This window comes from Fundidesulfovibrio terrae (assembly GCF_022808915.1).
Taxonomy (GTDB): domain Bacteria; phylum Desulfobacterota; class Desulfovibrionia; order Desulfovibrionales; family Desulfovibrionaceae; genus Fundidesulfovibrio; species Fundidesulfovibrio terrae.
In genome coordinates, this window is the sequence record NZ_JAKZFS010000003.1 from 149,634 (window position 1) to 167,683 (window position 18,050).

The 18,050-nt window shown below is 64.9% G+C and carries 17 protein-coding genes; 8 read left to right on the forward strand and 9 right to left on the reverse strand.

What is annotated here, in order from left to right:
* Positions 1-747: a substrate-binding periplasmic protein gene (locus tag ML540_RS11470; protein ID WP_243361175.1), complete on the forward strand. Its 747-nt coding sequence runs from the start codon at positions 1-3 to the stop codon at positions 745-747.
* A 32-nt stretch (positions 748-779) separates the two neighbouring features.
* Here ML540_RS11470 and ML540_RS11475 read toward each other — a convergent pair whose 3' ends face one another.
* From ML540_RS11475 to ML540_RS11510, 8 genes are all read right to left on the reverse strand, one after another.
* Positions 780-1,043, reverse strand: coding sequence for a hypothetical protein (locus ML540_RS11475; protein WP_243361177.1), 264 nt, complete (start codon positions 1,041-1,043; stop codon positions 780-782).
* A 212-nt stretch (positions 1,044-1,255) separates the two neighbouring features.
* Positions 1,256-3,904 carry a TIGR03960 family B12-binding radical SAM protein gene (locus tag ML540_RS11480; RefSeq protein WP_243361179.1) on the reverse strand — a complete coding sequence of 883 codons (2,649 nt, stop codon included), beginning with the start codon at positions 3,902-3,904 and terminating at the stop codon, positions 1,256-1,258.
* A 115-nt stretch (positions 3,905-4,019) separates the two neighbouring features.
* On the reverse strand, positions 4,020-4,367 hold the full coding sequence (locus tag ML540_RS11485) for a hypothetical protein (protein WP_243361181.1): 348 nt from the start codon (positions 4,365-4,367) through the stop codon (positions 4,020-4,022).
* Between the two features lie 130 nt (positions 4,368-4,497).
* Positions 4,498-5,640, reverse strand: a complete 1,143-nt coding sequence (locus ML540_RS11490) for a glycosyltransferase family 4 protein (protein WP_243361184.1) — start codon at positions 5,638-5,640, stop codon at positions 4,498-4,500.
* Between the two features lie 3 nt (positions 5,641-5,643).
* Positions 5,644-6,495 carry a glycosyltransferase family 2 protein gene (locus tag ML540_RS11495; RefSeq protein WP_243361186.1) on the reverse strand — a complete coding sequence of 284 codons (852 nt, stop codon included), beginning with the start codon at positions 6,493-6,495 and terminating at the stop codon, positions 5,644-5,646.
* Positions 6,489-8,153 carry a glycosyltransferase family 4 protein gene (locus ML540_RS11500; protein ID WP_243361188.1) on the reverse strand — a complete coding sequence of 555 codons (1,665 nt, stop codon included), beginning with the start codon at positions 8,151-8,153 and terminating at the stop codon, positions 6,489-6,491. The genes ML540_RS11495 and ML540_RS11500 overlap by 7 nt, the downstream gene beginning before the upstream one ends.
* The gene (locus ML540_RS11505; protein WP_243361190.1) at positions 8,150-9,583 is read right to left on the reverse strand and encodes an ABC transporter ATP-binding protein; all 1,434 of its coding nucleotides are present in this window, start codon (positions 9,581-9,583) and stop codon (positions 8,150-8,152) included. The genes ML540_RS11500 and ML540_RS11505 overlap by 4 nt, the downstream gene beginning before the upstream one ends.
* Complete coding sequence (locus tag ML540_RS11510) at positions 9,573-10,448, reverse strand: ABC transporter permease (RefSeq protein WP_243361193.1); 876 nt, start codon at positions 10,446-10,448, stop codon at positions 9,573-9,575. The genes ML540_RS11505 and ML540_RS11510 overlap by 11 nt, the downstream gene beginning before the upstream one ends.
* Before the next feature lie 57 nt (positions 10,449-10,505).
* Between ML540_RS11510 and ML540_RS11515 the strand changes: the two genes are divergently transcribed.
* From ML540_RS11515 to ML540_RS11535, 5 genes are all read left to right on the forward strand, one after another.
* Positions 10,506-11,654, forward strand: a complete 1,149-nt coding sequence (locus ML540_RS11515; protein ID WP_243361194.1) for a glycosyltransferase family 4 protein — start codon at positions 10,506-10,508, stop codon at positions 11,652-11,654.
* Between the two features lie 4 nt (positions 11,655-11,658).
* Positions 11,659-12,513: a glycosyltransferase family 2 protein gene (locus ML540_RS11520; RefSeq protein WP_243361195.1), complete on the forward strand. Its 855-nt coding sequence runs from the start codon at positions 11,659-11,661 to the stop codon at positions 12,511-12,513.
* Between the two features lie 13 nt (positions 12,514-12,526).
* The gene (locus ML540_RS11525) at positions 12,527-13,099 is read left to right on the forward strand and encodes a hypothetical protein (protein WP_243361196.1); all 573 of its coding nucleotides are present in this window, start codon (positions 12,527-12,529) and stop codon (positions 13,097-13,099) included.
* Between the two features lie 106 nt (positions 13,100-13,205).
* Positions 13,206-13,706, forward strand: coding sequence for a GNAT family N-acetyltransferase (locus ML540_RS11530; RefSeq protein WP_341482652.1), 501 nt, complete (start codon positions 13,206-13,208; stop codon positions 13,704-13,706).
* Positions 13,707-13,712: 6 nt separating this feature from the next.
* A complete protein-coding gene (locus tag ML540_RS11535) occupies positions 13,713-14,813 on the forward strand; it encodes a glycosyltransferase family 4 protein (protein WP_243361198.1) in 1,101 nt (366 codons plus the stop codon).
* Between the two features lie 94 nt (positions 14,814-14,907).
* On the opposite strand, the gene ML540_RS11540 is transcribed toward ML540_RS11535, so the two are convergent.
* Positions 14,908-15,558 carry a hypothetical protein gene (locus tag ML540_RS11540; RefSeq protein WP_243361199.1) on the reverse strand — a complete coding sequence of 217 codons (651 nt, stop codon included), beginning with the start codon at positions 15,556-15,558 and terminating at the stop codon, positions 14,908-14,910.
* Between the two features lie 423 nt (positions 15,559-15,981).
* On the opposite strand from ML540_RS11540, the gene ML540_RS11545 reads away from it, so the two are divergent.
* Complete coding sequence (locus ML540_RS11545; RefSeq protein ID WP_243361200.1) at positions 15,982-16,743, forward strand: ABC transporter ATP-binding protein; 762 nt, start codon at positions 15,982-15,984, stop codon at positions 16,741-16,743.
* Positions 16,744-16,810: 67 nt separating this feature from the next.
* The gene (locus tag ML540_RS11550) at positions 16,811-17,938 is read left to right on the forward strand and encodes a branched-chain amino acid ABC transporter substrate-binding protein (protein ID WP_243361201.1); all 1,128 of its coding nucleotides are present in this window, start codon (positions 16,811-16,813) and stop codon (positions 17,936-17,938) included.
* Positions 17,939-18,050 lie beyond the last annotated feature (112 nt).

Below are 18,050 nucleotides of genomic sequence, written 5' to 3' on the forward strand. Positions count from 1 at the left end.
GTGAAAGCGCTTCCGCTCGTCGCGCTCGCGCTCATGCTGGCCCTGGCCGCCCCCTCCCGGGCCGAGAAGCAAGGCTACACCATCCTGACCGAGGACCTGCCTCCCTTCAACTTCGTGGAGAAAGGCGACGTGAAAGGCATCTCCACGGACTTGCTCAGGCTCATGCTGGAGGACTGCGGCGTCGACGCCCGGGTCGAGGATACGCAGGTGATGCCCTGGCCCAGGGCGCTGGCCGTCGCCAGGAAGCAATCCGGCGCGATTCTCTACTCCGTTACCCGCACGCCGGAACGGGAAGACTGGTTCAAGTGGATCGGCCCGATCCTTGACAACCGGATTTCCCTGATCGCGCGCAGGGACAGGCGTATCCGCGTAGGCGCTCTTTCCGACGCGGAAGGATTCAAGACCGGAACGGTCCGCGAGTTCGCGTCCACGCAACTGCTGTTGCTTCACGGCTACCCGGAGCGGAACCTGGAGTACGCGGCGGACATGCGGTCCAACGCGCTCAAGCTCAACGCCGGGCGCATAGACCTGCTGGCCGGCAGCGAACATGCTTTCGCCTGGATTCTGCCCCAATGCGGCCTGCGCCCGGAGGATTTCGAAACGGTCTTCGTGCTGCGTGAAGGGGCGATCTACTTCGCCTGCAGCAAGGACATGCCGGACGAACTCGTAGACCGCCTGCAGCGCTCGCTGGACAAGCTCAAGATGTCGGGAAAGGCTCGTCAGATCATCGCCAGCTATCAGCACTGAACGGGGATCGCCGTCCGGACGCCGGCGTTGCGCTAGGGCGGGCAGCTCCCCTTGCAGTATATCCGGATGAACTGGCCGATCTGGGTCGAGAGGTGCACGCACTCCTTGCCTTCCACACAGCCCTCGGCGTCGGCGTAATCGACGTACGTCTTGAGCTTGTGCCCGCCCTTGGAGATCTCCACCGCCCAGGCCTTTCTGGACGTATCGTCCGTAACCTGCATGGACAGATCGTGCTTGGCTATCTCGGGATAGAAAGCCTTGATCCTTTCGGACAGAACGTCTGGGCTCGTTGCCATGCGACACCTCCGGGAGAAGGGATTTGCCGTTTGATACCATGGCGGCGCGGCCGTGACAACACGCGTCCCGGAATTCCCGGCGGCCAAGCCGCCTGTACGCCCCCGCGTCCCCAACAAGTCTTTCCCCGCCTGGCCACGGCTGAAGCTCTCAACAAGAAAGCCCTCGCTTACGAACCGCAGCGAGGGCTTTCAAAATCGGCCGCAGGGCCGTTTTATTCGAACATCTGCCGGAGCTTGGTCAGGGTGAAATCCTTGAAGGAAAGGCCCTCGTTCACCGCGCCCACCAGCTTGAGGGGGCTGGCGTACTGGTTGTCCCTCCAGGAGAAGGTCACGGCGATCTCCACGGGCGAGCGCTCGCTTATGCTCACCACCAATGGGCGGATGTCCACGGTGCGCGAGCCGCGCTTGGTCACGGAAAACCAGGGGAAGTGCTCGGCGGACATGAACTCGCGCCACTGGGCCATGCGGGCGGCGGCATCGTCGCCGGGCAGCAGGTAGGTCAGCAGGAACTCTTCGGCCACGGGCTGGGCCACCTTCTTGCCGGGGCCGAGCTCGTCCACCTTGAGAACCCGCAGCCCCTCGGGCAGGGCCGCATCCAGGCGTTCGGCGATCTCCTTGAGAGGAGCGGGGACGCGCAAAAAGAGCGCGAACCACTCTTCCAGGCTCTCCACGCCGACCGGCAGGGCCCAGCCGAAGGAAATCATGGGCATGGGGTGGAACCCGGCCGAGAACGAGGGCTTGAGCCCGGAGCGGCGAAGGGCCCGCTCCAGCACGTTGCCCAGCTCCAGCTGGCTCAGGTAGGCCGCCGGGCCGGTCTTGGAGAACCACACCCGATAGTGTCCGGCGCGAAGCGTCAGCTCTTCGCGGGCCTGGGGGGGCGTGTTGAGGGGTTTCCCGGACGGGCCGGACGCCTGGGCATCGCCAGGGCGGTCGGCGCCCGCTTCAGGCGCGGAGCTTTCGTCCAAGGTCGCGGCGTCCATGGCCGCCTTCCACTCGGGCACGGACAGGTTCACCCGGGGCCGGATGCCGGGCGCATGGATCTCGGGCTCCTTGCACAGCTCGGAGCAGGCCCCGCACTGCACACAGGCCCCGAAACGGCAATCCGGGGTGCTCTTGCCTTCCAGGGCGCGCTCGCGCTCCTTGAGAAGATACGCCCTGGACACGCCGCAGCTCAGGTGGTCCCAAGGCAAGGGCGCGACCGTGTCGCGTTCGCGGAAGTACGCTTCCGTGTCGATCCCGCACTCCTCGAACGCCTGCTCGTAGGGGGGAAGCTCCAGCATGTCCACCCAGCTGGCGAAGAGCCCGCCCAGGCGGTAGGCCCGCTCCACCGCCGGGGCCAGTTCGCGCCCGCCGCGAGAGAACACTCCTTCCAGCCAGCTCATGCGCGGCTCGTGCCAGCGGATGGTGATCTTCTTGTACGAGGCCAAAAGCGACTTAATGAGCCCCAGGCGGCGCTCGGTCTCCTCGCGCGAAATCTGGGCGTCCCACTGGAAGGGCGTGTGCGGCTTGGGCACGAAGGTGGAGACCGACACCGTCACCTGGAGGCGCTTGGCCCCCCGGGGGGCGCACTGGAGCACCTTCACGGCCAGGTCGGCGATGGCCTCCAGGTCCTCGTCGGTCTCGGTGGGCAGGCCCATCATGAAGTAGAGCTTGATGGACTGCCAGCCCGAGGCGAAGAGCCTGGTGGCGTGGGCCAGGATGTCCTCTTCGGTGATGCCCTTGTTGATGACAGCGCGGAGCCTTGCGCTTCCGGCCTCCGGGGCCACGGTGGCTCCGGTGCGCCGGAGCTTGGCCATGAGCCCGAGCATGCGCGGGGTGAGCGTGCCGGCGCGAAGCGAGGGCAGGCTCACGGCCACCTGGTCGGACAGGCAGCGCGCGGCGGACTGCTCGAAGAGGCTCTCCAGGGCCGAGAAGTCGCCCGTCGAAAGCGACAGGAAGGACAATTCCTCATAGCCCGAAGCGGAAAGGCCCTCGCCGGTGAGCTCGGCCAGCTTGTGCAGGCTGCGCTCGCGCACCGGGCGGTAGATCATGCCCGCCTGGCAGAAGCGGCAGCCGCGCGTGCAGCCGCGCGCGATCTCCAGGCTCATGCGGTCGTGCACGGCCTGGCCGCAGGAGACGGCCGGAAGCAGCGGGAAGGGGGCGGTGTCCAGATCGGCCACCAGGGCCTTTTCCACGCGTTCGTAGCCGGGAACCAGCGGGACCAGGGGAAGTCCACCGGGAGCGGCGTCCTGGGCGGACGCCTGGACGGCCTCCCCGAAGAACGCGGGCACGTACACGCCCGGCAGGTCCTTGAGCCTGAGAAGCGTCTCGCTCCGGGACAGCTTTTCGGCCTTGACGCGCTTCAGTTCGTCCAGAAGCGCGGGCAGGGCCTCCTCGCCGTCGCCCAAAATCATCACATCCATGAACGGAGCCAGGGGCTCGGCGTTGAAGCAGCACCCTCCCCCGGCCAGCACCAACGGGTGCGACGCGTCGCGGTCCGCCGCGTAGAGGGGCAGTCCGGCCAGGTCCAGCATGAAGAGCACGTTGGTGTAGCAGAGCTCGTGGGTCAGGTGGAAGGCCACCGCGTCCATCTCGCCAAGGGGCGTATCGGACTCCAGTGTGCACAGCGGCGCGCCGTGCTCGCGCATCACCTCCGCGGCCTCTTTCGTGGGGGCGTAGACCCGTTCGGCCCAGAACTCCTCGCGGCGGTTCACGGCCTCGGACAGGATCTTCTGGCCCAGATAGCTCATGCCGACCTCGTAAAGGTCGGGGAAAGCCAGGGCGATACGGACGGACACAGTGGCGGGGTCCTTGCGGACCGCGCCCCACTCGGCCCCGGCGTAGTGGCTGGGCTTGGGAAGAAGACGCAGGATGTGGCGCATAGGTCTCGAAAAGGGACCGGCCGCGCGGGGGCGCGGACGCTGGCGACGGATTGGATGCGCCGTCAGCGGCCGGGCTCCCGGCGCGGCCGGTCGGGAAAGAAGTTTTGAACCGGAGCTATTTCAGGATCAGGCCCGAACCGCTCTTGCCGGCGGGAGCCATCCTGTTCAGGGCGCTTAAGTCGCGGGCCGAGGAGATGGTCAGGTTCGAGGTGGCCTCGATATACTTGTTCTTGAGTTCCTCGGGGAAGCTCTTGAAGGTGTAGAGGATGTGCTCGGCCTTGATCTCGCCGCTGATCTCGGTCTCGAAGGGGTAGCCGAAGGGCAGGAGCACCATCTGCACGCCCTGCTGGGTGGGCACGGTCTGCAGGATGGCCACTTCCTTGAGGCCCTTGGTCTCCTCGTCGTATTTGCCGAGAACGGTCTCGCCGTTGATGATCTTCACCAGGCGGATGTCGTAAGCCATATCGGGGCTCCTTTCGGGGATCGTTTCGTGTGTTAAGACGGGACTAGTTATGTTCGCGGAGCATGCGTGTCAAGGCGTGAGCCGGGATTGGGCGGACCGTGCGGCCTCCGCATCGGAATCGCCGAAACACTTACCGCGCCTGAGAAGCGAACCGGGGAAGCGCCAGCGCCCGCTCGTAGCCCTGCATGGCCACCTGGGCGGCGGCGGCCCAGCTGAAGGTCGCGGCCCGGGAAAGCCCGGCCTGCGAAAGCTGCGCACGAAGCGACGCGTCGCCCTCCAGGCGAGCCATGGCCGCCGCGATGGCGGAACCGTCCAGCGGGTCGACGAGAAGCGCCGCGTCGCCGGCCACTTCCGGCAGGCTGGACACATTGGACGTGATCACCGGCGCGCCCAGGCTCATGGCCTCCAGCACCGGCAGGCCGAAGCCCTCGAACAGCGACGGATACACGAACCCGAAGCAGTTGGCGTAGAGCCAGGCCAGCTCCGCGTCGTCCACGTAGCCCGTGAGCTTCACCCGGCCCGTGAGACCGAGGTCGGCCAACCTGCGGGCCACGTCCTCCATGAGCCAGCCGCGCCCGCCAGCCAGCACGAGCTGCCTGTTGCCCGGAAGCTTGGACAGGGCCTCGAACAGGCGCTCCTGGTTCTTGCGCGGCTCGATGGTGCCCACGCACAGCCAGTACTGCCCCGGAGCGACGCCGCGCAGGCGCTTGGGGGGCGTCTGGGGGCTCTGGGCGCCGAACCGGCTGGCCAGGTGCATCACCGCCGTGCGTTCGCGCGGATAGTGCGGGTAGACGCGCAGAAAATGTTCAAGCGTCGCTTGAGATATTGAAAGAATGAAATCCGCGCGCAGGCTCGCCCCGAACACTCCCGTAAGGCACCCGACGCGGTTCTGCTCGGTGGTCCACTGGGGGTTCTCCATGAAGGAGAGGTCGTAGAGCGTGTAGACCAGCCGGGCCTTCGCAAGCCCTGTGGGACAGAAGAAGTTGTTGGAGTGGACGATGTCCGGGCTGCCCAGGCGGGATTCGAAATCCGCCGGGGGATTTCGCCAGAACGTCTTGCTTTTCTCGAACCAGCGGAAGGTCGGCCCCAGTTTGCACCCGGAACCGGGGCAGGAGCAGGCCTTGGGGTTCGGCTCCCAGTAGAGGTCGCCGAAGTGGGGGTAGAAGACGAAGTCCGTGCCGCGCGCGGCCAGGGCGTTGACCAGCCCGTAGGCCAGGTAGCCGCACCCGGCCTTGCCCGCGCCGGTCTGGCTGACGTCGAAGCCTACGAGCACGGTCTAACGCACCCAGCTCTTCACGGTCTTCCACAGCCCGCGCGAGACTCCGTGGTTCCACTTCAGGCTCGCGCCCAGCGCCGCGGCCGCGATCATCACCGTGGTGTACCTCTTGGCCGGGTCGAACCCCATCTTGTCGCGCAGCAGCGTATGCGCCCAGTTGCACAGCCACTTGTCCGGCACGTAGCCCAGGGTGTCCGCCATCATGGAGTTGATCTCAGTGTGCACCTGCAAACGCTGGCCCAGCGTCTTGGTGTCCGGGTAGAAGCGCGATCCAGCCAGCTTCTTCTCCAGGTAGTCGAAGCGTGCCCCGGCCAATCCCAGGCGCAGCCAGAATTCGTAGTCCATGCAGTAGCGCAGGTTCACGTCCGGCAGCCCCCAGCGCCCGATCACCCGGCGGCGGAAGAACAGCGCGGGCTGGCAGATGAAGCAGTATTCCTCCAGCCGGTCCATGTTGAAGGGCGCGGTGGGATAGTCCTCGATGAAGTTGTCGTCCACGTCGATGTGGTCGGCCATGCCGTAGACCACGTCGCACTCGGGATGGGCCTCGAAGTGCTCCATGACCGCCTTAAGCGCCCCGGGATAATACACGTCGTCGGAGTTGAGCCAGCCGATCACGTCCCCCTGGGACACGGCGATGCCCTTGTTGAGGGCGTCGGTCTGGCCCTTGTCGCTCTCGGACACGAAGTGCAGCCTGCCCTCGTAGGGCTTGACCACGTCGGCGGTGTCGTCGCAGCTGCCGCCGTCCATGACCACGTACTCCACGGGCACGCCCTGGGAGAGCACGGATTCGATGGTGCGCTGGATGAAACGGCCCTGGTTGAACGAGGGGGTGACGACGGAGAGGGTCAGCATGGGGTGCTCCCGAGGAGATCGGTTTCGTGCGCGCCCGTGAGCGCGAGCGTGAGGCAGCGAAGGCCGGGTACGGAGTCATGCCCGGCAGGAAGATCGAAGAGGATTTCCAGGCAGCCGCCGTAGGGGCTGGCCAGGCGTGTGATGTCCAGGGTGGCTCCGGGGGCAAGTGCGGCGCGCGGGGCCAGGAGCTTGCCGTTGAGGAAGGCCTCGTAAGCCACCGGGGCGTCGCCCTCGTTGCGGAAGCGGGCTTCGACCCACTGCCTGCCCGAAGCCGGGCCGAAGGCGACGAACACCCGCCCGCTGACTGCGTCGCGGCTCACGCCTTCGCAGGCGACGCTCTGGGAGCCGAGCCCGCGCATGGCCTCGTCCAGTAGTTCCAGGTAGCCCTGGGCCATGACCTGCGGCCCGCCCAGGGTCGCGGCGCGGACACGGCCCTTGTCGGCAAGCTCGGCGGCCAGCCCCGGCTCGGTGGCGATGCGGGCGATGGATGCGGCCACGTCCTCGGGCTTTCGCGGGTCGAAATAGAGCACGGCGTCGCCGCCCACTTCGGGCAGGCTTGTGACGTCTGAGCACAGTACCGGCACGCCCATGGACATGGCCTCGGCCACGGGCATGCCGTAGCCCTCGAAGAGCGAGGGGAAAATGAGCGCCAGGGCTCCGGCGGTGAGGGCGGCGAGGTCGTCGTCGGAGACGTAGCCGGTGAAGGCCACCCGGCCGGCCAGCCCCATGGAGGCGGCGGCCTGCTTGAGCTCCCGGGCAAGGCCGGTGTCGGCTCCGGTCAGCACCAGCTTGAGCCCGGACTCGGGATTGGCCTTGGCGAAGAGCCCGAAGGCCGTGAGCAGAACGGCGTGGTTCTTGTGGGGCCAGAAGTTGGCCGGGAAGATGAGATACCCCCGACGGGTGAGTTCCAAGCGCGAGAGAACCGCGTCGATCTCGGCGTCCGACGGCACGCTCAGGCGTTCGGGCAGGCAGATGTGTACGGTACGCACTTTCTCGGGGGGCAGGTTGCCGTATTCGAGCACGGTCTTGCGCACGTAGTCCGAGATGCAGGCCAGCCGGGCCGAGCGCCTGGCGGCCAGTTGGAAGGTCTGGTCGCGGCCGCGCGCCTCGGCGTCGGAGAAGAACTGCGGATAGTAGTGGTACTGCAGATCGTAGATGATGGAGACCAGCGGGATGTCCTGATGCTGGAAATAGGGCCGGGTGAAAGGGCAGAACCAGGCGTCGATGGGACGGCCCAGGAGCTTTCGCGGCGGCTGCACCTGCCACTTGCGCCCGGCAGGAACCACGGCCAAGTTGGCGCATTCCAGAGACTTGAGCTCCGGCAGGGTTTCCGGGTTGGCGGCCAGCACGAAGGTCCAGTCCGGGGCCATGGCGGCCATGGTTTCGAGCAAATTCAGGGTGAACACCTTGGCCCCGCCGTTGGCCCCCCCGGGCAGAAGCGGCAAGAGGTCCACGGCGATGAGCGGCTTCTCTCCCGGGCGGCGCTCGACGGCCAGGGCCGGAGCCAGGCGCCTGAGCGCGCGCCAGCCCAGGTCCCACCAGCGCCAGAGCTTCTGGTTCAGCATCAGCGCCCGGTCGAACAGGGCGGGCAAGGGGGCCTCGGCGCGAAAGCCCGTGGAGATGTCGCGGATGACCGCCTTGAAATCGTCGTTTTTCATGCGCTCTGTTTGTCCGATGCGGGGCGGGCTTCCGCTTGCGTCTGGGGATTTGGTTCGTCCGGCGCGCAGGTGCCGGGCAGGAATGCCGCGCGCGCCGTGCCCGGCAGGTTGGCCACACCGTGGTGGGTGAGCTGCACCGGGGTGGTGTCGGCGGTGCGAAAGGTGACGGCCAGGCTCCCCACGTTCGAGAGGGTGGAGAGCACGGTGTTCCTGGAATCGAGCTCCGGGTGGGTCATCTCGGCGCGGCGGGCGAAGTCCCGGGCAGCCATGGTGGTGAGCCCCACGCCGAAGGTGTACTCCCCGATGCCCAGATCGAGCTTGAGCTCGTAAGCGAAGCGCAGCACAGACCCGGCGGGGACGTGCTCGGGCACCCTGCAGTCGAACTGCAAGGTGTTCTTGCCGAAGACGATGACGCCCTTCTCGCTTATGAGTTCCACCCCGGCCACGGGCACCTCCATATCGGCGTGGGCGCGATACTCCACGAAGAACCGGGCCGTGTCGCCCTGCTCGAAGGCTCTCGCCGGGAGGTTCTGGCAATCGAGCACGGCCACGCGGGCGCACTCGGCCATGCCCGATTCGGCACGGCCCGCGTTCGTAAGATCGATGAAGGCGTCGTCCTGGGGCCAGAAGTCCTCCTGGCCGAAACCTTCGACCTCTGCAGGACGGGCGGCCAGTGAACACGTGGCGGAGGCCCCGGGCGAGGCGGCCAGCATGTAGAGCTTCACGCCGTCCATGGAGGGGCCGAGGAACTTCACCCGGCCACGCTCGAGATACAGCGTCCTGGAGCAGAACTGGGCCACGTCGTTCATGGCGTGGGACACCAGGATCACGGCCACGCCCGTATCCATGAGGCTTTGCAGGCGGGCGTAGCATTTCTGGCGGAAGAACACGTCGCCCACGGCCAGGGCCTCGTCCACGATGAGCACTTCGGGCTCGAGGCAGATGGTCACGGCGAAGGCCAGGCGCAGGAACATGCCCGAGGAATAGGTGCGCACAGGCTGGTCGATGTGCGCACCGATGTCGGCGAAGGACAAAATGTCGTCCATGCGCTCCTCGGCCACCCTGCGTGGAACGCCCAGGACCGCCGCGTTGATGAACACGTTCTGGCGGCCGGTAAAGTCCGGCTTGAAGCCGCTGCCCAGCTCCAGAAGCGCGGCCACGCGCTCCGGGGTCTCGATGCGCCCGGCCGTGGGCGCGAGCACCCCGGCCATGACCTGCAAGAGCGTGGACTTGCCCGCGCCGTTGCGGCCGATGATGCCGAAGGCCTCGCCGGGCTCGATGGTGAAGGACACATCCTTGAGCGCCCAGTGCTCCTTGTAGTAGGTGCGCCCGCCCACGGCCAGAAGCTGGCGCAGGCGGTCCTGGGGGCGCTTGTAGAGGTGGTAGACCTTGCTCACCCCCTCGACGGTGACGAGGGGGCTAGAGGACATCGGCGAACACCTTCTTGAGCTGCATGAACCAGGCGAACCCGGCCAGCAGGAACACGGCGGAGAAAGCCGTCGTGAGCCCCAGCGCCGTCCAGTCCGGCTCAAGGCCCCACAGGAGCGTGCGCCGGAAATGCTCGATGACCACATGCAGGGGATTGAGCGCCAGAAGCGGCCTGTAGCGATCGGGGACGGCCGAGAGCGGATAGACGATCGGGGTCAGGAAGAAATAGAGCTGCATGAAGGCGGTGATCATGTGCCCCACGTCCTTGGCGGCCACGCCCACGGGGGCCAGCCACAGCCCGAGCCCGGCGGCGAGCAGGGCCAGGGGCACGTAGCCCAGGGGAGCCAAAAGCGCGGTCTCGGGCAGGCCAGCCCCGGTTGCCAGGCGCGCGGCGCACACAAGGCCCAAGGACAAAAGCGACTGGACGGTCAGGGCCAGGGCCACGCTCACCGGCAGCACCTCCAGCGGAAAGACCACCTTTTTCACGAAGTTCACGTTCTCGCTCATGACCAGCGCCCCACGCGAAGCCGCGCCGGAGACCACCTCGAAGCAGGCCAGTCCGGTCAAAAGCGACAGGGCGAACTCCATCACCCCGCCCTGCCCGGCTCCACTCCAGGAGGTCTTGAACACGGCCGAGAACACAAAGGTGTAGACGCCCAGCGTGACCAGCGGGGTGATGAGGCTCCACAGGGGGCCGAGCATGGTGCCCTGGTAGCGGCCCGAGAACTCCAGGCGGGTGAACTCGCGCAGAAGCTCCCGGCAGCGCAGGAAATGGACGAAGACCCCAAGAGGGGATGCCAGGGCGAGGCTCTGGCGCAGAGTGGTGGTGAGCCCCGCGTGCGGCTGGGCCAGGATGGTCTTGCGCATGAACAGACTTGCCTATTCCAGAAATTTAACGCATGTCAACGCGCCGGAGCCCCCTGAATGCCAAAGGTTTTCCGCGTCGGCATCGACGCCAGCCCCCTGGCCTATCCATTTCGCACCGGCATCGGCCGTTACCTGGAGTGCATCCTTCCCCATCTGGTGGAAGCCTCGGAGGGCCAGGCTCAGTTCACCTTGTTCGCGGGCAGGCCCCTGGTCAACCCCGTAGCCCTGCGGCTTATCGAGAGCGGCGCGGCCCGGGCGGTCACGGCCAAGGTTCCCTCGCTCTACGCCTGGCAGCAGACCGGCATGCTCCTGCAACGCCTGTTCTCCCCGCAAGACGTCTTTTTTTCGCCCGACGGCCTTTTTCCGCCGCTGATCCCCGGGAAATGCGTGGGCATGTACCACGACGTGCTCTGGCACGCCCACCCCGAGACTTTGGCCTTCCACATCCGCACGGTGTTCACCCTGCGCCACAAGGCCGGGCTGAAAAGGGCCGACCGGGCCATCACCGGCACCCAGTCATCCAAGCGCGAGATGCTCAAGGTATTCGGCAAAGTAGCGGAAAAGCTCGAGGTATTGCCGAGCTACGGGGTGGACATGGCCCATTTCCGCCCCCCGCGCGAGGACGAGGCGCACTTGGGCGAGGATTTCCGCGCAAGGTTTGGCCTCACGGAACCCTTCCTGCTGACGGCGGGGAACCTCCAGCCCCACAAGAACCTCTCCGTGGTGCCCCGCGCCCTGGCCATACTGGCCAGGCAGGGCCGCGACATCCCGGTGCTGGCCGTGGCCGGGTTCGGCGACCAGGAGGCCCTGCGCAAATCCCTGCCGCCCGAGTTTCCGCCCGAAAAGGTCCGCTGCCTTGGGTATCTCCCCGAGGCCGACCTCTGCCAGGCCTACCGGCTGGCCCTGGCCTACGTGTTTCCGTCCCTCTACGAGGGGTTCGGCCTGCCCGTGGTGGAGGCCCAGTCCAGCGGCGCGCCGGTGATCTACGCGGCCGCCACCAGCCTGCCCGAAGTGGCGGGCGACGCGGGCATCGCCTTCGATCCCGAGTCCGCCGAGGATCTGGCCGTGAAGATCGCCTCCGTGCTGGACGACCCGGACCTGCGCAAGCAGATGGTGGCCAAGGGCTTCGTGCAGTCGTCCAAATACCGCTGGGACCGCGCGGGAGAAACCCTGTGGCGCGTGCTGCGCGAAACGGCGGAGCGGTAGGATCATGAGCGCCATGCCCAAGATCACGGTTGTCACGCCCTCCTTCAACCAGGCCCGGTATCTGGAGCGCAACCTGACCAGCGTGTCCGGTCAGAAGGGTGTGGAGGTGGAGCACATCCTGCTGGACGGCGGCTCCACCGACGACACCGTGGACGTAGTGCGCCGCTTTGGTTCGCACTTGGCCTACTGGCGAAGCGAAAAGGACGCGGGGCAGACTGCGGCTCTCATCGAGGGGTTCGAACGGGCCACGGGGCAGGTACTCTGCTGGCTCAACTCCGACGACTATTTCTGGAACGAGTACGCACTGCTCCGCGTGGCCGAGGCCTTCCGGGACAACCCCGGCGCGGCCATGGTCACGGGCGACACGGTGCTCACGGCCGACGACGAGACCCCGGTGATGGTGGACATGGTTTGGCGCCCGAGCGCGCGGCAGATGCGCTGCAATATGGCCGTGCCGCAGCAGTCCACGTTCTGGCGGGCGGACGCCTACCGGGCCGTGGGCGGCATCGATCAAAACTTCAAGTACTGCATGGACTTTGACCTGTTCCAGCGCATGAGCCAGGGGCGCGAAATAATCAGGATTCCTCACATTCTCGCGGCGTTTCGGCTCCAGCCCGCCTCCAAGACGGCCACTTGGGGGGACGTGTTCCGCCGCGAGGTGGCCATCTGCCAGACCCGCTACGGATCGGGCTTGTCCCATCGACTCAAGGTCAAGGCCGTGACCATGGAAATCCGCCTGGGCGCCGCCTGGGCCGAACTCTCGGCGATCCTCACCGGCCGAGAGCTCCCCTGCTATGCCAACGCCCGCCTTGAGCCCTGCCGAGCCTTCGCGCGCAGGAAATTCGGCCTGCAGTTCTAAGCATATCGGTGGTATGCGCGACATCCCGGTAAAAGTTCTGCGCTACCTGCGCGTCGAACCCGGCAGCAACGCCTGGCAGGAAGCCCTTCCCCTGTGGGAGGAGGCGCAGACGCTGGCCCAGACGCGCACCTGGCAGGCGACGCTGCCCGTCCGGGAATTTTATCAAGCCTTCGCGCCCCAGGCGGAGCAAAGCGCGGACCTCACAAGGACCCTCTCAGGATGCGACCGGGTGGAGCTCCTGGCGGCCACCATCGGCGAAGCCCTGGAGGCGCGCGGACGGGAGTATTTCAGCGGGGGCAGGCCGTTCGCTGGATTCATGCTGGACCGCATGGGGAGTTTCCTGGCGGAGGCGGCCATGCGGGGGTTGCACGCCAGGGTGCGGGCGCGCCACGCGGCAACGGGCGAGCGCGTCACCCGACGCTACAGCCCTGGCTATGGGGACTTTTCCCTGGAAGCGCAGGGCCATTTCCAGCGCCTGATGGGCGACTCCCTGCCCGGCCTCACCCTCCTGCCGAGTTTTCTCTTCATCCCCGAAAAGACCGTCACGGCGGTCTGCGGGGTTGCTTGCGCCGGACACGCCGGGTGAAATCGACGAAGCCGCCCCTCTCCCCTTCCCCCCGAGGCCCGGCGCGGCTATAACCCTCCCCAAGCGCGCGAGTCCGCCGTCCTTGGACCGGCACCCCACACGCCTCATGACGCTCACCAGAAGAACAGGAAGAATCGTGACAATAAGGCCAATAACCGAGCAGGACTATCCGCCCGTTATTTCCGTCCTGAACGACTGGTGGGGGGGGAGACGGATGTCGGACATGCTACCCCGCCTGTTCTTCAAGCACTTTCAGCAGACAAGTTTCATTGCAGAAGAGAATGGGGTGATCCAGGGATTCCTTGTTGGCTTCATCTCGCAATCGCATCCTGATCAGGCATATATCCATTTCGTCGGCATACACCCGGATCATCGCAAGGGCGGCATGGGGAAAGGCCTCTACAAAAAATTTTTCGACACTGTAAAAAATCACGGATGCAAAACAGTGCATCTTGTCACGTCGCCAGACAATACAAACTCTATCGCATACCACGCAAAGATGGGATTTATGATAGAGAAAGGCAATGCCGAAGCGAACGGCGTCCTGATTCATACGGACTACGACGGCCCGAGAGAAGACAGGGTCCTCTTTTTGAAGGAGCTGTAGGCAGCCATGCGCATCGCCATCAGCTGCCGCAGCCTGGAGTACCCTTCGGGCGGCGTGAAGGAATACCTGGTCAGCCTGCTCACCGAGCTTCTCAGGCAGGACACCCGCAACGAGTATGTGCTGTTCCATTCCCAGCCGCGCTTCGCGGGCATGTTTCCCGGCGCGCGGGACGTTTCGCTCGGCTGCTCCAACCGGCTCGTCTTCGACTGGATCAAGCTTCCTTCGGCGCTGAAAAAGCACGCCATCGACGTGGCCTTCTTCCCGTCCTCCAACATGCCCCCGCGCGTGCCCTGCCGGTCCGTGGCCGCCATGATGGACCTGGGGTATTTCTACGGCGACCTGCGCATGTACCGCTTCGCGGACACCCTCTACATGAAGACGGCCATTGCCAAAACCGCCCGCCATGCGGGAGCCCTGTTGGCCATCTCCGAGCACACCAAGAGCGATCTGACGCGGATTCTCGGGGTGCCTGAAAGAAAGATCACCGTGACGCACCTGGCCGCCGACGACATCTACCTCCGGCCGGTCCCGGACGAGGACGTGGCGCGCTTCAAGGCGGGCCATGGGCTTTCCCGCCCGTTCTTCTTGTACACGGGCAACATCTCTCCGCGCAAAAACCTTCAAGCGCTGCTTGAGGCTTTTTCCCGGGTGAAGGATCGCGTGGACGCCGACCTGGTGGTCACGGGGGGGCTCTCCTGGAGCGACTCCTGGACCGCCTGGGTGGAGTCGCTGGGCCTCTCCTACCGGGTGCGCCGCCTGGGGTTCGTGGAGCGCTCGGACATGCCCGCGCTCTACGCCTCGGCCTTGGCCTACGTGTTCCCCTCGCTCTTCGAGGGCTTCGGCTTGCCGGTGCTGGAGGCCCAGGCCGTAGGCACGCCGGTGATCTGCTCCAACGCCACCAGCCTGCCCGAGGTGGCCGGGGAAAGCGCCTACATGATCGATCCCCACGACGTGGCCGGACTGGCCAGGGCTCTGGAGGAGACGGCCAACGATCCGGACCTGCACGCGGCGCTTTCCGCCAAGGGACGGGAGAACGTGCGGCGCTTCTCCTGGAGCGAGACCGCGCGAAAGACCCTGGAGGTCTTCGAGCGGGTGGGAGCCTCTTGAGCAGGAACGGAAAGCGCGCCGGCCCAGTCGGAGTCCGGGCAAGGGAGGCCTTGCCGGCCTCCCGAATACTTTGCGTCCTGATACATGATAGCGGCTATATGTTCCAATCGCTGGGATTCATTGTGTTGAAACCGCGGATGCCCTTGCTGCCGTCACCTTGCAGAAGAACATAGGAATCTTCGTATATTTTCCAACGGCAAAGGTCGATCGGCGTGACCTCCGATGCGTTGACCTTGGGCACGAATCCCGAAGCTTCCAACCCTCCCGCCGCGAGTTCGGAACAGAAGAACCGGCTGAAGTCTTCATAATTATATCCCGGACCATGGATCTTATCGAAAATGTCTATGGCCGACTTGACAGCCTGAATAGTGTCGTAAAGCTTTCCTTCCTGCTGCATCAAAAAATTGTGAAACTTCTCTGCATTGAACGTTGCCTGACGGGAGTTACGATTGAGCGGCAACCACCACACTTCGCCATCGTATGCGCGAAGGCGCTGGCTCAGTCGGGAAATGATGACCCCACTGAAACCATCCAGTGAAGTCGATTCAATTATCTGATTGAAGAATCTGTCTGTTTCGTCAAATCGCTCGGTTGTCTGGAGCACTATCCCAATATGGGATACGCTAGAACGGGTGACATTCTTGATGATTTCCGAAGCATTTCCCTTGCCGCTGAAGGCGAGCACGTCTCCAGGAAGCATTTCTTTTCTGATTGATTCGTAGTTCATTGTTTTCATTGCCGACATGTTCAGCACCCTCCAGTCTCCCAAGTTGAACCATCATAACAATGGAACCCCATGACGGGAGTAGGTCATAAGCGCTCCAATTCGCGTTGATACGCCTACGAAAGAATAACAACGAAATCAAAATGATACAAATTATGCATATTTACTATCACGATCAAGAACAATACCATTGTTGCACACATACGACTCATTGAACACTATAATGTTGCAAATATCTTTCGAAAGCGTTCAGGAATTCAACAACCCCCTGCCGGAGCATCAAACATTCATTAACAGCAGGCTATGCCCTACGGGTATTTGCCGGAGCCAATCCGCCAGGATATCAAGGGATGCAGAGGTGGAGGTTCTGACAATCTTGCCAATTCAGATGCATGCGGGTAAGGATAGCGGCTCACCCCCCTAAAAGGAGCGCAGTCCACCGCAATGGCCCACCTGGTGTTCGACGACGTTTCAGTCAGCTTCGGCGGGCTGCAGGCACTCAGCGAGGTCAGCTTCGACCTTCGCGACGGAGAGATTCTGGGCCTCATCGGCCCCAACGGCGCGGGCAAGACCACGGTCTTCAACGTCATCACCGGCGTCTACCGTGTGAGCGCCGGCCGCGCCGCCTACGACGGCAAGCCGCTGGCGGGCACCCCGCCCCACCGCATTTTGCGCATGGGCTTGGCGCGCACCTTCCAGAACATCCGCCTCTTCCAGAACATGACCGCCCTGGAAAACGTCATGATCGCCCAGCACGGGCGCACCCGCGCGGGCGTGTTCGGCGCGGTGCTGCGCCTGCCCTCCCAGAAGGCCGAGGAGGCCCGCATCCGGGAGAAATCCCGCTGGGCCCTCGATTTCATGGGGCTTCTGGACCTGGAGGGCGAAGAGGCCCGCAACCTGCCCTACGGGTTGCAGCGCCGCCTGGAGATATCGCGCGCCCTGGCCAGCGAGCCGAGCACCATCCTGCTGGACGAGCCCGCCGCCGGGCTGAACCCCACCGAATCAGCGGCGCTCATGGGCGACATCCAGCGCATCCGCGAGCACGGCGTCAACGTGCTCATGGTGGAGCACGACATGAAGGTGGTCATGGGGCTGTGCACGCGCATCGTGGTGCTGGAGCACGGCGAGAAGATAGCCGAGGGTACCCCGGCCGAGATTCGGTCCAACCAGCGGGTCATTGAGGCGTACCTGGGAACGTCCCATTAGGGGCGCGCCCGGACGACATATTCAAGAGGAAACGGCCCACAACACGACACCCAAAACGGAGGACGACATGGCGAAACGGATCATCGGGCTTCTGGCCCTGGCTCTCACCCTGTGCGCCGGCGCGGTCCAGGCCGCCCCGCTCAAGATCGGCGTGCTGGCTCCCATCTCCGGCTCTTCCGCCGCCGACGGCAACGACATCGTCAAAGGCGTGAAGACCGCCGTCGAAGTCGTCAAGGCCGAGGGCGGCATCCCCGGCTTCGACTCCATCGAGGTGGACGTGCAGGATGACGCCTGCGATCCCCGCCAGGCCGTGGCCGGCGCCAACAAGCTGGCCAACTCCAAGGTGGCCGGCGTGGTGGGCGCGTACTGCTCCTCCGCCACCATCCCGGCCTCCGAGGTGCTCAACGAAGAGAAGATCACCATGATCACCCCCGCCTCCACCAACCCCAAGGTGACCGAGCGCGGCTTCAAGTACATGTACCGCATGTGCGGCCTGGACAGCCAGCAGGCCATCGCCGCCGTGAAGTTCATGAAGGACCAGCTCAAGGCCAAGTCCGTCTTCATCCTTGACGACAAGACCACCTACTCCCAGGGCCTGGCCAACTACGTGGCCGACGAGGCCAAGAAGGCCGGCCTGAACATCGTGGCCGTGGAGCACGTCAACGAAGGCGACATGGACTACTCCGCGGTGCTCACCAAGCTCAAGGACTCCAACGCCGACGTGTTCTACATGAGCCTGCAGAACTCCTCCGCCGGCATCCGCATGATCAAGCAGCTGCGCCAGATGGGCATCAAGTCCGCCGTGCTGTCCCAGGACGCCGTGTACCATCCGAACTTCATCAAGGAAGCCCCCGAGCAGGCCCAGGGCGTGTTCTTCACCTTCGGCTACGCGGACAAGAACGCCCCCGTGTACAAGAAGTTCCTTGAGAAATACACCGCCCTGAACGGCGAGCCCGGCGCCTACTCGGCCTACTCCTTCGACTCGGCCTACGCCCTCATGACCGCCATCAAGGCCGCCAAGTCCACCGACGCCGACAAGATCCGCGCCGAACTGATGAAGATGAACCTGCCCGGCGCCTCCAAGGTCATCAAGTTCCAGGAGAACGGCGACTCCGGCTCCAACTACGTGATCTACAAGGTCACCGGCGAAGCCTTCAAGGAGTACTACAACCCCGAGACCAACAAGCTGTTCTAGCCATTGGGTTAGCGTCCGGGGCGCGCGATAAGCACGGGCTTGACGCCGGACGCCGCGAGATGCACTTTGAGCGAGGGGAAACATGCCCAGGGCATGTTTCCCCTCGTCCTTT

Excerpts from the sequence above, each read along its gene's own strand:
- ML540_RS11540 (WP_243361199.1), bottom strand. The coding sequence starts at position 15,558 with ATGTCGGCAATGAAAACAATGAACTACGAATCAATCAGAAAAGAAATG.
- ML540_RS11500 (WP_243361188.1), bottom strand. The coding sequence starts at position 8,153 with ATGAAAAACGACGATTTCAAGGCGGTCATCCGCGACATCTCCACGGGC.
- ML540_RS11525 (WP_243361196.1), top strand. The coding sequence starts at position 12,527 with ATGCGCGACATCCCGGTAAAAGTTCTGCGCTACCTGCGCGTCGAACCC.
- ML540_RS11535 (WP_243361198.1), top strand. The coding sequence starts at position 13,713 with ATGCGCATCGCCATCAGCTGCCGCAGCCTGGAGTACCCTTCGGGCGGC.
- ML540_RS11550 (WP_243361201.1), top strand. The coding sequence starts at position 16,811 with ATGGCGAAACGGATCATCGGGCTTCTGGCCCTGGCTCTCACCCTGTGC.
- ML540_RS11510 (WP_243361193.1), bottom strand. The coding sequence starts at position 10,448 with ATGCGCAAGACCATCCTGGCCCAGCCGCACGCGGGGCTCACCACCACT.
- ML540_RS11530 (WP_341482652.1), top strand. The coding sequence starts at position 13,206 with ATGACGCTCACCAGAAGAACAGGAAGAATCGTGACAATAAGGCCAATA.
- ML540_RS11480 (WP_243361179.1), bottom strand. The coding sequence starts at position 3,904 with ATGCGCCACATCCTGCGTCTTCTTCCCAAGCCCAGCCACTACGCCGGG.
- ML540_RS11505 (WP_243361190.1), bottom strand. The coding sequence starts at position 9,583 with ATGTCCTCTAGCCCCCTCGTCACCGTCGAGGGGGTGAGCAAGGTCTAC.
- ML540_RS11545 (WP_243361200.1), top strand. The coding sequence starts at position 15,982 with ATGGCCCACCTGGTGTTCGACGACGTTTCAGTCAGCTTCGGCGGGCTG.
- ML540_RS11475 (WP_243361177.1), bottom strand. The coding sequence starts at position 1,043 with ATGGCAACGAGCCCAGACGTTCTGTCCGAAAGGATCAAGGCTTTCTAT.
- ML540_RS11515 (WP_243361194.1), top strand. The coding sequence starts at position 10,506 with ATGCCAAAGGTTTTCCGCGTCGGCATCGACGCCAGCCCCCTGGCCTAT.
- ML540_RS11485 (WP_243361181.1), bottom strand. The coding sequence starts at position 4,367 with ATGGCTTACGACATCCGCCTGGTGAAGATCATCAACGGCGAGACCGTT.
- ML540_RS11495 (WP_243361186.1), bottom strand. The coding sequence starts at position 6,495 with ATGCTGACCCTCTCCGTCGTCACCCCCTCGTTCAACCAGGGCCGTTTC.
- ML540_RS11520 (WP_243361195.1), top strand. The coding sequence starts at position 11,659 with ATGAGCGCCATGCCCAAGATCACGGTTGTCACGCCCTCCTTCAACCAG.